This is a genomic window from Ephemeroptericola cinctiostellae (genome assembly GCF_003339525.1).
Classification (GTDB): domain Bacteria; phylum Pseudomonadota; class Gammaproteobacteria; order Burkholderiales; family Burkholderiaceae; genus Hydromonas; species Hydromonas cinctiostellae.
On record NZ_CP031124.1, the window covers coordinates 1927449 to 1940056 of the forward strand.

The 12608-nt window shown below is 47.5% G+C and carries 14 protein-coding genes; 6 read left to right on the plus strand and 8 right to left on the minus strand.

Going from position 1 to position 12608, the window contains the following annotated elements; all coding sequences use genetic code 11:
- Positions 1-27 precede the first annotated feature (27 nt).
- Entirely contained in the window at positions 28-348 is a 321-nt protein-coding gene (locus DTO96_RS08665; protein WP_114563129.1) for a MoaF-related domain-containing protein, read from the minus strand.
- A gap of 10 nt (positions 349-358) precedes the next feature.
- Positions 359-1417, minus strand: coding sequence for an MBL fold metallo-hydrolase (locus tag DTO96_RS08670; RefSeq protein WP_114563130.1), 1059 nt, complete (start codon positions 1415-1417; stop codon positions 359-361).
- 69 nt (positions 1418-1486) lie between these two features.
- Here DTO96_RS08670 and DTO96_RS08675 point away from each other — a divergent pair, with 69 nt between their 5' ends.
- Positions 1487-2437: a LysR family transcriptional regulator gene (locus tag DTO96_RS08675; protein ID WP_114563131.1), complete on the plus strand. Its 951-nt coding sequence runs from the start codon at positions 1487-1489 to the stop codon at positions 2435-2437.
- Here the strand turns inward: DTO96_RS08675 and hpaA are convergent.
- A complete protein-coding gene (hpaA, locus tag DTO96_RS08680; RefSeq protein WP_225972469.1) occupies positions 2426-3319 on the minus strand; it encodes a 4-hydroxyphenylacetate catabolism regulatory protein HpaA in 894 nt (297 codons plus the stop codon). The genes DTO96_RS08675 and hpaA overlap by 12 nt on opposite strands.
- A gap of 190 nt (positions 3320-3509) precedes the next feature.
- A complete protein-coding gene (orn, locus tag DTO96_RS08685) occupies positions 3510-4100 on the minus strand; it encodes an oligoribonuclease (RefSeq protein WP_114563133.1) in 591 nt (196 codons plus the stop codon).
- A gap of 37 nt (positions 4101-4137) precedes the next feature.
- Between orn and DTO96_RS08690 the strand changes: the two genes are divergently transcribed.
- The 4 genes from DTO96_RS08690 (at position 4138) to DTO96_RS08705 (ending at position 8355) form a co-directional block, all read left to right on the plus strand.
- Positions 4138-5469 carry a M48 family metallopeptidase gene (locus DTO96_RS08690; RefSeq protein WP_225972470.1) on the plus strand — a complete coding sequence of 444 codons (1332 nt, stop codon included), beginning with the start codon at positions 4138-4140 and terminating at the stop codon, positions 5467-5469.
- Positions 5466-6395: a ribosome small subunit-dependent GTPase A gene (gene rsgA, locus DTO96_RS08695; protein WP_114563134.1), complete on the plus strand. Its 930-nt coding sequence runs from the start codon at positions 5466-5468 to the stop codon at positions 6393-6395. The genes DTO96_RS08690 and rsgA overlap by 4 nt, the downstream gene beginning before the upstream one ends.
- A 9-nt stretch (positions 6396-6404) precedes the next feature.
- Positions 6405-7232: an IclR family transcriptional regulator gene (locus DTO96_RS08700; protein WP_225972471.1), complete on the plus strand. Its 828-nt coding sequence runs from the start codon at positions 6405-6407 to the stop codon at positions 7230-7232.
- 106 nt (positions 7233-7338) lie between these two features.
- Entirely contained in the window at positions 7339-8355 is a 1017-nt protein-coding gene (locus DTO96_RS08705; protein ID WP_114563135.1) for an endonuclease/exonuclease/phosphatase family protein, read from the plus strand.
- A gap of 97 nt (positions 8356-8452) precedes the next feature.
- Here the strand turns inward: DTO96_RS08705 and DTO96_RS08710 are convergent, their stop codons facing one another.
- Entirely contained in the window at positions 8453-8899 is a 447-nt protein-coding gene (locus tag DTO96_RS08710) for a GNAT family N-acetyltransferase (RefSeq protein ID WP_114563136.1), read from the minus strand.
- A gap of 134 nt (positions 8900-9033) precedes the next feature.
- The gene (locus tag DTO96_RS08715; RefSeq protein ID WP_114563137.1) at positions 9034-9606 is read right to left on the minus strand and encodes a DNA-3-methyladenine glycosylase I; all 573 of its coding nucleotides are present in this window, start codon (positions 9604-9606) and stop codon (positions 9034-9036) included.
- A gap of 329 nt (positions 9607-9935) precedes the next feature.
- On the opposite strand from DTO96_RS08715, the gene DTO96_RS08720 reads away from it, so the two are divergent.
- Positions 9936-11240 (plus strand): DUF3422 family protein, encoded by a 1305-nt coding sequence (locus DTO96_RS08720; RefSeq protein ID WP_114563138.1) that lies wholly within the window; start codon positions 9936-9938, stop codon positions 11238-11240.
- An 88-nt stretch (positions 11241-11328) separates the two neighbouring features.
- Here the strand turns inward: DTO96_RS08720 and DTO96_RS08725 are convergent, their stop codons facing one another.
- Positions 11329-11622 carry a chaperone modulator CbpM gene (locus DTO96_RS08725; protein ID WP_114563139.1) on the minus strand — a complete coding sequence of 98 codons (294 nt, stop codon included), beginning with the start codon at positions 11620-11622 and terminating at the stop codon, positions 11329-11331.
- On the minus strand, positions 11619-12590 hold the full coding sequence (locus DTO96_RS08730; protein ID WP_114563140.1) for a DnaJ C-terminal domain-containing protein: 972 nt from the start codon (positions 12588-12590) through the stop codon (positions 11619-11621). The genes DTO96_RS08725 and DTO96_RS08730 overlap by 4 nt, the downstream gene beginning before the upstream one ends.
- Positions 12591-12608: the final 18 nt, after the last annotated feature.

Genomic DNA, 12608 nt, shown 5'->3' on the forward strand with positions numbered 1-12608 from the left:
ACAAATGCGGGTACTTTTCATGGAAAATCAAAGCACCGTCACATCGCCGACAAAGTGCAATTGTTCTGCGTGCTCAGCACCCATGAGCGATGTGGGGATGAGGATCTGTGCGTACACTTTGCATGCATTCAAATCCAGCAATTCAGCAACCGCAATGTCATCCTGCTCCAGCCAGCTTAAAAAATACTGTTGCTCACCGACCTGACTCATTTGATACGTTTCCGTACCTGTGCGACCTTTGTCGTCACCAGCCAGGCACTCCCAATTGAGTTGGGTTCCATTTTGGATGTGCAATCGATAGCTCAAGCTATTGGGATAATCAAAGCGAAACGTTTTGCTCGATAACATCAGCAACTCCTTATTTGTATGACGTCAAGGTTTCCAAAACCAAGTCCAGTTGATTAGGTACAGAAGCCTCAAAGCCATAATAATGGCCGAATTTCGGGCGCAACAGCTTCATCGCATGTTCAATCACCGCTTCATGCCATGCATGTGCCGATGCTTGGTGGTTGTTAAATTCAGGTTTAAAGTATTGACCTGCATCGACTTTGGCCAAAGCGTTGCCTGTGGCGGCTTCTAAATCTTGGGTATAAGACTGCATAAACGCGATGTCTGCACGAGCGCCGACGTTACCATGCCCGCCTGAAAAAACTGTCCAGTCTGCGTTTGCAATGTATTGCAAATTGCCAGGTAAATAAGTGTAGTTTTCTGAACCACCAAAAGCCAAGTACGGCATTTGATCAGGATTGGCAATATCTGGGGCGTGAATGACTTTTTCTTGTACCAGCAACCATGCGGCCGAATCATCTGTATGCGCTGGATGCTCAAAGCCCATCGCACGAACGGTGAGGTCTTCGAACTTAAACTCACCGTTATTGAAGGCGACCGTTTCAGTCGGCTTGGGCAAAGTTGATTTAAGATACGCTAACTTCTCAGCGGTCTTGTCCGTCGAAACAATCCGCAAGGTCCTACCCGCTGCCTTTGCCGACTCCACAAACAATGGTGCATCGCCAATGTGATCGGCGTGGCCATGTGAATACACCAAAGTCGTGACAGGTTTATCCGTAACGCTGGCAATCGCTTTGAGAATCGCAGCACCCGAACCATCGGACAACGCGTCAATCAGCAGAACCCCATCTTTACCCACATAAAAGACCACATTGTAAAACCCAGTTTGCGCCCAATACGTGTGCTCGGAGAGTTTTTGTACCACGGTGTCGCCTGCGAAATTACGCTCGGTCAACTTGCTGATTTTTTGCGTGGGTTGAATCGCTTTACTGATGGACGGCTCAATGTATTGAGCACCTGTGGTCGAAGCGTAGCCACCTGCGGGGATAAAAGTGGATGGATGTTCTTGGGCGTGTGCACTCCAGGCAGCAAGGCTAAAGGCAACAGCTAAAATGGTTTTATTAAACATGGTTTTCCTTAAATGGGTTTCATGCACATTGCACAGACACCATCATAAGCAAAACAATTGATTAGATAAATGGTACAATCGACAAATTACTTTTTAGAATTTGTTATCAATAAACCACTGTCAACAACGATGAAACCACTTGACCTCAACCCGCTTTATACTTTTATCGCCGTCGTCGATGCGGGCAGTTTTACCGCAGCCTCAGAGCGACTGGGTGTTGCAAAAGCCAAAATCAGCATTCACATCGCGCGACTGGAGGCCCAACTCGGCATGACGCTTTTACGCCGAACCACCCGACAAGTCACGCTCACCGAAGAAGGTCGTACGCTGTACGATGGTTGTTTACCGTTGCTCGATGAGTTGAATCAACTCATACACAACACGCTCACACCCAATCCCACACTAAGCGGCGTTATGCGCATCAGTGCAACCCCCGAATTGGTCGGGCAGTCACTCGCACCTGCAATAGCACAATTTTCGCAGCTGCATCAACATTTACAATTTGACATCCGCTCCACCGACCGTGTACTTGACATGGTCAAAGACGGCATTGACTTATCCATCCGTGTCGGTTGGCTCAAAGACAGCAGCCAACGCGCCACCAAACTGTCCGATGTGCGCCAATGTGTCATTGCCTCTCCAGCTTATCTTAATATACACGGCACACCACAAACCCCCGAAGACCTCACACAACATCATTGGCTTGCACTCAGTTTGCTATCCGCACCATTGACATGGGTTTTTCAGCACAACCATCACAAACAAACCGTACAGATGCAAAGCCGCATACGTGTGGACACCACAGCCGCATTGGTGGCTCTGTTGGCTCAAGACATGGGGATTTCGATTATTGATGAACCCAGCGTGCGAGAACACTTGGCGACTGGGCAATTGATCGAAGTATTACCCGAATATGTTTTGCCAAACGCGGGAATGTTTGCCGTCCATCCACCAGGACGGCACCTCTCCACCAAAGCACGCGCATTTGTGGATTTTTATCGGGATTTTTTATCCCAATGAACGTTTGTTTTCACGAAACACACTGGGCGAGACTCGCGCCGATTTACTGAAAAACCGCGAAAAGTATGAAGGATCTTTAAAACCCAAGTGATACGCAAGCTCTTGAATTGACAACGGAGAATACAATAACATTTGCTTGCATTCCCGCAACAAACGGTCATGAATCAAGGCCTTGGGGCTCATTCCAGAAATACGTTGGCAGACATCATTAAGCCGCGCTTCTGTGATGCTCATGTGCTCCGCATAATGCTTTAAAGATTCGTGGGTCATAAAATCACGCTCAACCAACTGATTAAACTGACGAAATAAACGCACATCCACCCGTGGTAATGCTATTTCTTCGGCCCCTTGCCCCATTAAACGGTGCATATCTATCCACAGCAACTGCGTTAGTGCCCTCATCGCCTCGCTCACACCCATTTTCAGTGCATTAACCTCACTTGCCTCGTATGCCATCAGCAACCAAAGGCGCTCCAACGCAAGCGCCTCATCAGACAGAGGGCATAGTTCAATACAAGCCGCTCGCGCCACAACCTCCTGTTTTTGACCTGGATAAAGCTGTGTCAAAAGAGGCCAAATCCAATTTTGCGTCACCGTCAGCACATGACCCTCGGCATCATCACCTGTCACAAAAGCGTGAGGCACCGATGGCGGTGTCATGACAAACAATGGTGCATGCGCTCTATAAACCTTTTCATCAAGCTGCAAATGCATCTGCCCACGACTCAAAAAATGAATCTGGAAAAAACGGTCGTGCCAATGTACAGGCATATTGCGACCAAAAAAATGCGCAAGTTTAGAGAAACACTCATAATGCACCTCGCTACTCTCATAACGTGTGTCATAAACCTCACCGAGATTGATATTGGGGATAGGATTCATACACATACAATAACCAGATATTGCGATTCTGGTTATCAATATTTGGCAGATTTAGGTATTCGCCAAGAATGTGCAAGCCATCCTATCCAAACGGATCATCTAATCCAATATTAGATGATCCACCCGATCTGCGAGTGAACGTCACTAAGCATCAAGGCAGTCAACGGCTTTCACATGCTTTTTTAATGGATCAACCCGCATGATGCACTGTTTTGACAAATAAAAACTCTCGATAATGTTTCAATTCATCAATTGACTCATACACATCTGCCAAAGCCGTATGCTTGGTTGCTTTTTTGAAACCATCATACACTTTGGGTTGCCAACGACGTGCCAGCTCTTTGAGTGTGGACACATCCAAATTGCGGTAATGGAAGTATTTTTCAAGTTCGGGCATGTGTTGAGCCATGAATCGACGGTCTTGGCAAATTGAATTGCCACACATGGGGGATTTATTCGGGCCAATGTATGTTTTTAGAAAATCCAGCATGTGCGCTGCAACATCCTGCTCACTTAAAGTCGATGCACGCACTTTCTCAGTTAAACCTGAACGGCCATGCGTACTGGTGTTCCATGCATCCATCCCGGCCAACACCTCATCTGACTGGTGAACCACCAGCACAGGTGCTTCAGCGATGGTGTTCAAATGGGCATCGGTCACCACAATCGCGAGTTCCAAGACCTTATCCGTCAATGGATTCAACCCCGTCATTTCCATGTCGAGCCAAATTAAGCGATTATCGTCACGGGGCACTTTGTTTTGTGTGGTGTTTTCTGTCATAATGCAATCTTTCATAATCCGAAAAATGGAATGTCTAATGGTTGAGTTTTGGGGCAAGTTGTTCAACAGTCCGAATCAAATGTTCACAGCGTTGTTCATCTGCGCGTGTTTTTCTTATTTTACCGTAAAGTGGTGGCTGTCCTTGCGCCAAATGCGGCATATCGCGCGCCATCGTGCCGTTGTGCCCACGCCTTTTGACACCCAAATCACCCTTGAGCAACACCAGTATGCCGCTGATTATGCACTCGCACGCCATCGCTTTGGACGCGTCAGCTTAATCGTATCGATGGCTGTGTTGTTGTTTTGGACGCTCGGCGGCGGTCTGGGGATGTTGGCGAATTGGGTGTTGGCTCATGTCACAGCCCATCCTTTGCATTTCGGCGTGATGCTCATGGTCATTTTCAGCCTCATCGGCGGTGCACTTGAACTGCCTTTGGCTTATATTTCTCAGTTTAAAATCGAAGCTGCATTTGGTTTTAATCGCATGACCTTGAAGTTGTGGCTGTTGGACATGATTAAAAATAGCTTGCTGTCAGCCTCCATTGGCATCCCCTTGCTGTATGGCGTTTTCAAGTTCATTGAAATTGCACCGCACACGTGGTGGTTGTGGGCCTGGTGTTTATTCATTGGACTCAATTTGTTGATGTTATGGCTGTATCCAACAGTGATTGCACCGTGGTTCAATACATTCACCCCACTTGAGAATGGTGAGTTAAAACATCGCCTTGATGCGTTGCTCACACGCTGTGGTTTTAAGAGCAATGGCATGTTCATCATGGACGGTTCTCGTCGCTCCGCGCATGGCAATGCCTATTTCACTGGTTTTGGTGCAAATAAACGCATCGTGTTTTTTGACACATTGCTTAAGCAATTGAGTGAATCACAAATTGAAGCGGTGTTGGCACATGAATTGGGACATTTCCACCATAAACACATCTTCAAACGCATGGCTTTGATGCTGCCGTTGAGCTTGGCTCTGTTTGCGTTGCTCGGCTATGTGTCAGGTCAATTGTGGTTTTATGAGGCGCTGGGATTAAACCATGCCGTCGATGTTTTAAGTGCATTGTCCACGCAACCCACTCAATTGTTTGCAGTTGGATTGATTCTGTTCAGTTTGGTGTTGCCCGTGTTTGCTTTCATTTTTTCACCCATCGCTTCCAACGGTTCACGCAAAGATGAATTTCAAGCCGATGCGTTTGCAGTTAAAAACAGCAGTGGTCAAGACCTCATCAACGCTCTGGTGTCCATGTATCAAGAAAACTCCAGCTTTGTCGGCACCGATGCACTGTACTCGTTGTTCTATGATTCACATCCACCCGCACTGATTCGCGTGGCTCGAATCCAAGCGTTATTGCGAGGTGCCGCATGAGCACCACCGTCCTTCGCATCGTCGCCAGCTACGGTCATCAGTTTCTTGGTTTACCCTTGGATAAACGCACCGACACCGATGCAACGGCTTACATTCAACTGGTCACACGCGGCAAAAAACAAGGCTATGCGGTGGGTGATTGGGTCAATGTGACCTTGACTTCAGATAATCAAGGGGCCATTGAATCCATCAACACCCGCGAGAATCATTTTTACCGTTCAGAATTCAATAAGCAAAAAAACCTCGCGGCCAACATCGATCAAGTCGCCATCGTCTGTGCCACTGAACCTGCGTTTTCAGAAGAGTTACTCGGTCGCGCATTGATTTGCGCCGAGGTCGCCGAAATTGACGTGTTGATTATTTTGAATAAAATCGACGTGCTCGATAAACTCGATGCCGCCCGTGAAACGTTATCACTCTATCCAAAGCTCGGCTACCCGCTGATTGAAGTCGCGGCAAAAAACACCGAATCACTCAAGGCCGAATTGATTCCACGCCTCGCGGGCAAAACCACCCTGCTCATGGGACAAAGCGGCATGGGCAAATCATCACTGATCAACGCGCTGATTCCTGACGTGCAACTCAAAACCCGTGAAATATCCAGTGTGCTCAACAGCGGCAAACACACGACCACTTTCACCCGTTTGTTTGATTGCAGTTTCGATGGCGAAGCCGCACAGATCATCGACTCTCCTGGTTTTGAGCAGTTCGGCATGGCACAGTTTTCCCATTCGCAAGTCCAACACGCAATGCCCGAATTTGTGCCCCACCTTGGCAAATGCCGCTTCAACAACTGCGCCCATATCCGAGAACCACAATGTGCCATACTTGAAGCCATCGAAGCGGGCACGATCACCGAAAACCGTTATCACTTTTATTTACGCCTCGTTGAGCAACTCAACTATTACGACAACGCCCGTTACTGACACACTGACATGACCCAAACAACCCCTTATCTTGACCAAGAACAAACCTCAACCCCCATGTTGCGCCCCGCCATTCAAGTACTTGAGCGCGCCAACACGCTGCTCGATGTGCTTGCTCGACACAACCAACCGATGAGCCTCAAGTCACTCGCAGAACAAACGGGATTGCACATTTCCACAGCACACCGCATCCTGAATGACCTCGTGCTTGCCCGCATGATCGACCGCCCCACTTCAGGTCATTATCAACTCGGCATGCGCTTGCTTGAACTCGGCAACCTCGTCAAAGCACGGCTCAATGTCCGCGATGTTGCCCTTCCAATCATGAAAACCTTGCACCAGCAAACGCGGCAAACCATTAACTTATCGATGCGCCAAAACGATGAAATCATTTACATTGAGCGGGCTTTTTCCGAACGCTCAGGCATGCAAGTGGTGCGCGCCATTGGGGGTCGTGCGCCTTTGCATTTGACTTCGGTCGGCAAATTGTTCCTCGCACAAGACGATAAAACGGCCTTGCTGTCCTACGCGACGCGCACCCAACTCAAGGGCCAAACAAAAAACAGCATCACCACACTTGAAAAACTGCATAAAGAACTCGACTGGGTGCGTTTACATCACGTTGCACGCGATCGTGAAGAACTCGAACTGGGCGTGTCCTGTATGGCTGCCGGCATTTATGATGACAACCATCAGCTGGTGGCGGGTCTCTCTATCTCCGCCCCCGCCGAGCGGGTACAAGAAGTCTGGGTCAAACTCTTGCAAGACGCCGCATTTAAAATCTCGCATGCCATGGGTTACTCGACCAAAACCAGTCATGCTCACATGACCGACTGACCCTCCCTTTAAAAACCACAAAAGAAATCACCATAAAAGGCATAAAAGTCATCCTCCATGCACGGAAAAGCTTACAATCAAACCATGCAACCCATTGGAGACCGTTATGCCCAATTTATTTCAAAACGTCGATGCGTATGACATCGGCATTAAAATCGGCACTTTCAACCTGCGTAACTTTGCCAAAGTAGGTTTTCAGTTTTACGACAATCAAGACCCATATACCCAGCAAGAATACGACGACAAAATCGCATGGACAGCCGCGCAAATTGACAAAATAAATGCCGACATCATCGTCTTTCAAGAGGTTTTCCATCTTGAAGCCCTGACCGATGCGGTTAAAGCCAGCCACACCATGCGCAATGCCAAAATCATCGGCCGCGATGCGGTGGCCATGCCACCCAAAAACAGCCTCGTCCCACAAGTCGCCATCGTCACCCGCCTGCCGCTCATGGATGAACCCAACTGGGTCATTAACTACGGCAAAGGTTTCAGTGTCACGCCACCGGGTTATGATGAAGCCCTTTCGCAAATCACCCGCGCCATTCTGCACGTTGCTGTCAAGTTGCCAAATAATATCAAGCTGCATGTTCTTGGTCTGCATTTGAAGTCAAAACGTCCCGATTATCTGCACAATGAAGATGAATCCAATCCAGACCACCTCGCGCTTGCCACCTACCGCTCACTCGTTCGACGAGGTGCAGACGCCATCGGCATTCGTCAATATTTGAATGGTTTGTTACAAAAAAATCAAGAACCGTGCATTGTCACAGGCGATTACAACGACCATGCCTATGCCGTCACCACACAAATGATCGCAGGCACAGGGCGTTTTGGCAAAAGTTTCTATGACTTTCAATTGTTTGATGCCATGCGCATCCAGACCAAAAATGACCCGCAACGCTATGTTGCTTACACCCACATCCACGAAGGTGCACTTGAAGTCCTCGACCATGTCTTTGTTTCCGAGGAGTTCCACCCCGAATCGCGTCACCAAATCGCCGTGGTACGGGAGGTGTACAGTTTAAACGATCACTTGCACCAACGCTCCCCCGAGGTGTCGGATCATGGACAAACAGTCGCACAGTTTCTATTCAAACGCGGTGCACAATCAACAACATAACTTGATATTTTAGTAAAAAAACACCTCAACATTTTGAAAAAAATATTGGGGTGCAGCAATGCATTTTGTTCTGACAGTCTACTCTGACCGTCAATATTCAGTTCTCTTTCACGTAACCACCGTCCAGAGCCCCCTGCTCATTTGAAAAAATAGCCATTGCAGTGGTCATGCTTTTGAATCCAAGTTTTTTATAAAAACCTTCCTTACCTGGCACCGCATATAAAATAATCTTTTTATGACCAACGGACAATGCAACCAATTTCGCGACGATCGCCTGCCCAAGCCCTTGATTTTGATGGCTGGGCAATATGGCCACATCACAAATGTACGAACAATCCATGCCGTCAGAAAGCGCACGCCCCACGCCAATGAGCCGTCCATTTTCATAAACAAAACAGCGAAATCGACTGTTCGTGAACACTGTTTTTAAATCTGCCGGTTTTTTATCACCCAATGGCGCCTCACGGTAAAGGGCCGACAGTTCATCCCAGTTCAGCGGTTCAATCACATCTGACCACACTTGAGTCACGTTATTTTCTCCCATAAAATTGAATCAATGACACAATCAACTGATCGTACACATGATGCACATGGTGCACCAGTAACACCACCCATGACGCCATGACGCTGGTACGCCGTTACTTCAAGCATGTTGATTGAGTTTAATGAAAAAGCCCATCATCGATGAATACAGCCTTCAATATGGTCATTCACCAACCCCATGGCCTGCATGAAAGCATAACAGGTCGTTGGACCGACAAATTTCCACCCCCGTTTTTTCAATTCTTTTGACAGAAAAATTGAAGTGGGTGTACTCGCTGGAATCGTACTGCGATTGATTTGCTCAGGCCGTTCGCTTGCTGGCGGAAGGAATTGCCAAAAATATGCATCCAGTGAACCAAACTCTTCAATCAAATCCAAAGCACGGCTGGCATTGTGGATGGTCGCTTCAATTTTGCCTCTGTGACGAATGATGCCCTCATCTTTCAGCAATCGTTCCACATCAGCTGCCGTAAAAGCCGCCACTTTTTTAATATTAAATTGTTGAAAAGCTTGGCGAAAACCTTCACGTCGTTTCAAAATGGTGTACCACGACAACCCCGATTGAAAACCCTCAAGGCAAATTTTTTCAAACAAGCGCACATCGTCATGGACGGGTTTGCCCCATTCGCGGTCGTGGTAATTGACATAAAGTTCATCTTCGCCGCACCAAAAGCAGCGTTGATTAATGAGGTCTGGTTTTGCAGTCATAGAAGCCCTGTATTGATTGATTCAATTGCCGTAGTATGCCGTAAAAACCTGCCCATGTACACCAAACCAGATCAGCTATGAAGGCGGCAACTCAGTACAAACCAGCCCATCTTGTCATTGAATTTTGAATTAAAACTGGAGCAATCGTTCAGAGATTAAGTGTCATTTTTATTCGATATCAATAATTCAGAATCAACCGATTTCAGTCCATGCAACCATCCAATTAATTGATTTCGTTACGCCTCCCCAAACAAGATTGACCAAAGCCTTGCTTTCGGTTATCGTGTACCTCCCCTTCGTCGATCCACCTTTGACTAAAAAAGCCAAGTATGCCCATCAAGCCGCCCATGCAGTCCAATCTCTATCATGAAACACATGCCCGCCCTTATCTGACCGTGGGCACGCCCAGTGTGGTTGGTCATGTTTTATTTTGGAAAGGTGGCACGCACTCGAAGACGCTGTGGCATATCGCACAAAGTCTGATTGCCCAGTACTACCCTATTTTAACGGGTACAACAGCACCATTCTTTGAGTATGAATGCGCATCTCATCGCTTGCGTTTTGAACAGCACACCGAGTTTGACACGTTGACCTTGACTCAACCTTTGCGCACCATCCACGGCATTGATCAGGTCAACCCACTGGATTTACTTGATCCTACACAATTACAGGCGTGCAGCCAAGACCTCTTGGTCAAAACATTGGTTTATGTTGTGCCTGATGCCATTAGCAGTATCGGCATAGACAGTGGCACTTTTGAGCATCCGCAACTGCAAGCGATCATGGATCCAAAATATGGCGCTTATGTATTGGAAAAACGCGCAGCGGTGTTCACCGATTTTGATTTAGACACCAAAGGTTTTTCACGTTTTGTCATTGCCAATCAATCCCTTAATGACAGTACAGTCGGTCGTGTGGTCACGCGTTTATTGGAAATTGAGAACTACCGCATCATGGCGCTGATCCCGCTTGAAGCGGCACGCGCGGTCAGCCGCAGTTTGGCGGGCATGGATGCGCATTTGGCTCAATTATTGAACCAGCTCACGCAAACCAGCGATGAGCCTGTACAACGCGAGCTGCTGGCACAGCTGTTGGAGATCGCCAAGAACATCGAACACCATCGCAATCAATTGTCAGCGCGATTCAATGCCAGCCAAGCGTACTATGATTTGGTGCAGTTTTCTTATGGCAAATTGTATGAGGAAAATTTTGGCACTTTGCAACGCCTGCAAACCTTCATTGAACGCCGCCTCGGCCCTGCGATTCGCACCTGTACATCCGTTAAACTGCGTTTGGAAGACATTTCACAGCGTGTGGATCGCATTGCCGAATTGTTGCAAACAGAAATCAACTTGCAAATTCAAGTGCAAAACACCGCCATGCTTTCAGGCATGCACCAAAGCACGCGCATGCAGCTCAAAATGCAAAAAACAGTGGAAAGCATTTCGATCGTCGCACTGACCTATTATGCGCTGGGTGTGTTGGGTTATTTGTTCGCAGGCATCGTTCCCAGTGAGTACAAAACCATGGTGATGACGATTTTAGTGATTCCCGTTGCGGGACTGATTTGGCACATGCAACGTAAACTGATTCATCAATTACACGAATCAGATGACAAAGACACCCTATCATGAAAAAATGGGAAAAGTCTAAACTGACTTTTCCCATTTTTTAACAGATGCGATGACGGTAAACGGCCAGTCGTGCGCGAATGTGCAATGGCTACTGCTGACTTTTTAGTCTTCTGATTTCCTGCTGTAAATCTGCAATCAAAGCTGAAATATCAAGGTCAATTTCCAAACGACGCTGCAACTGGCACAACTCCAAAGCACGCTGTAAATCCTGATGCTGAAAACGCCATTCATTGGGGGCTTTTTGCATCATCGATGTGTGCAGCACACTCAACTCAACAGCTTGAGTCACCCATGTCAGACTCACACCGCAGGCTTGAGCCAGCTCAGTGGCATTCAGCGTATGCTCTTCATTGACGACCGTTACGGTTAAAGTATTTTTCATGATGCATGTCCTTTCCAATCGTGACGCGGATCAAATGGAATCACTTCAGATAAGTGTCGATAAGCTTGTTTGGCCGCTTCAGAGAGAGCGGGAGGCAGAACAATTTCAAGAACCAAATACAGGTGTCCGTGTGTTTTGCCTTGCAAACCATAATCACGCAACCTCAACTTCATGCCCGCACGTGAATTGGGCGGCACGCTGACCGAAACATTTTTACCATTTGGTGTTGGAATTTCGATACTGGCACCCAAAGCCGCTTCGGTGGGTGTCACGGGTAGATTCATATACAGATCACTGCCTTCAACTCGATAACGCTCGTGCGGTGCAATGCGGATTTCCAAATACAGATCACCCGCTGTTGCGCCGCCATAACCAGGAGAACCCTGTCCAGACAGACGAATGTATTGACCCGGTTGCACGCCCATAGGAATTTTGACATTCAGGGTGCGGTTTTCAAAAGTGAGTTGACCTTGCTCATCATGCTTTAAAGCACGCAATACAATTTCTTTTTCAGCTCCTTTGAGTGACTCTTCAATTGAAACTTCAATCGCAGCATGTTGATCCTCACCACGAACCTGTTGATTTCGTTGGTTTCTTTGTTGCTGTTGCGCCTGACCGAACAGCGAAGAAAAAAATTCACTGAACTCGGCATGGTCGGCTGAATGGCCATCCGATGAACGATGAAACTCAAAACCCTCATCCCAATTGGGCGGCGCTTGGAAACCTTCATTGGAATAACTGCCACGGCTGGCAATTTGATCAAGCATGGCATTGTACTGCGCCCGTTTTTCCTCATCCCGCAGCACATCATTGGCCTCATTAATCTCCCTCATGCGCTCTTGAGCGTCCGCTTCTTTGCTGACATCGGGATGGTATTTACGAGCAAGTTTACGATAGGCTTGACGAATTTCATCTTGCGAAGCACTCCGCTCAAGACCAAGCGACTTGTAATAATCTTTAAATTCCATGAAAAACCCCATTTTTAA

Bases quoted from the DNA above. Each gene is read 5' to 3' on its own strand.
- DTO96_RS08665 (WP_114563129.1), bottom strand. From the start codon at position 348: ATGTTATCGAGCAAAACGTTTCGCTTTGATTATCCCAATAGCTTGAGC.
- DTO96_RS08670 (WP_114563130.1), bottom strand. From the start codon at position 1,417: ATGTTTAATAAAACCATTTTAGCTGTTGCCTTTAGCCTTGCTGCCTGG.
- DTO96_RS08675 (WP_114563131.1), top strand. From the start codon at position 1,487: ATGGTACAATCGACAAATTACTTTTTAGAATTTGTTATCAATAAACCA.
- hpaA (WP_225972469.1), bottom strand. From the start codon at position 3,319: ATGAATCCTATCCCCAATATCAATCTCGGTGAGGTTTATGACACACGT.
- orn (WP_114563133.1), bottom strand. From the start codon at position 4,100: ATGACAGAAAACACCACACAAAACAAAGTGCCCCGTGACGATAATCGC.
- DTO96_RS08690 (WP_225972470.1), top strand. From the start codon at position 4,138: ATGGTTGAGTTTTGGGGCAAGTTGTTCAACAGTCCGAATCAAATGTTC.
- rsgA (WP_114563134.1), top strand. From the start codon at position 5,466: ATGAGCACCACCGTCCTTCGCATCGTCGCCAGCTACGGTCATCAGTTT.
- DTO96_RS08700 (WP_225972471.1), top strand. From the start codon at position 6,405: ATGACCCAAACAACCCCTTATCTTGACCAAGAACAAACCTCAACCCCC.
- DTO96_RS08705 (WP_114563135.1), top strand. From the start codon at position 7,339: ATGCCCAATTTATTTCAAAACGTCGATGCGTATGACATCGGCATTAAA.
- DTO96_RS08710 (WP_114563136.1), bottom strand. From the start codon at position 8,899: ATGGGAGAAAATAACGTGACTCAAGTGTGGTCAGATGTGATTGAACCG.
- DTO96_RS08715 (WP_114563137.1), bottom strand. From the start codon at position 9,606: ATGACTGCAAAACCAGACCTCATTAATCAACGCTGCTTTTGGTGCGGC.
- DTO96_RS08720 (WP_114563138.1), top strand. From the start codon at position 9,936: ATGCCCATCAAGCCGCCCATGCAGTCCAATCTCTATCATGAAACACAT.
- DTO96_RS08725 (WP_114563139.1), bottom strand. From the start codon at position 11,622: ATGAAAAATACTTTAACCGTAACGGTCGTCAATGAAGAGCATACGCTG.
- DTO96_RS08730 (WP_114563140.1), bottom strand. From the start codon at position 12,590: ATGGAATTTAAAGATTATTACAAGTCGCTTGGTCTTGAGCGGAGTGCT.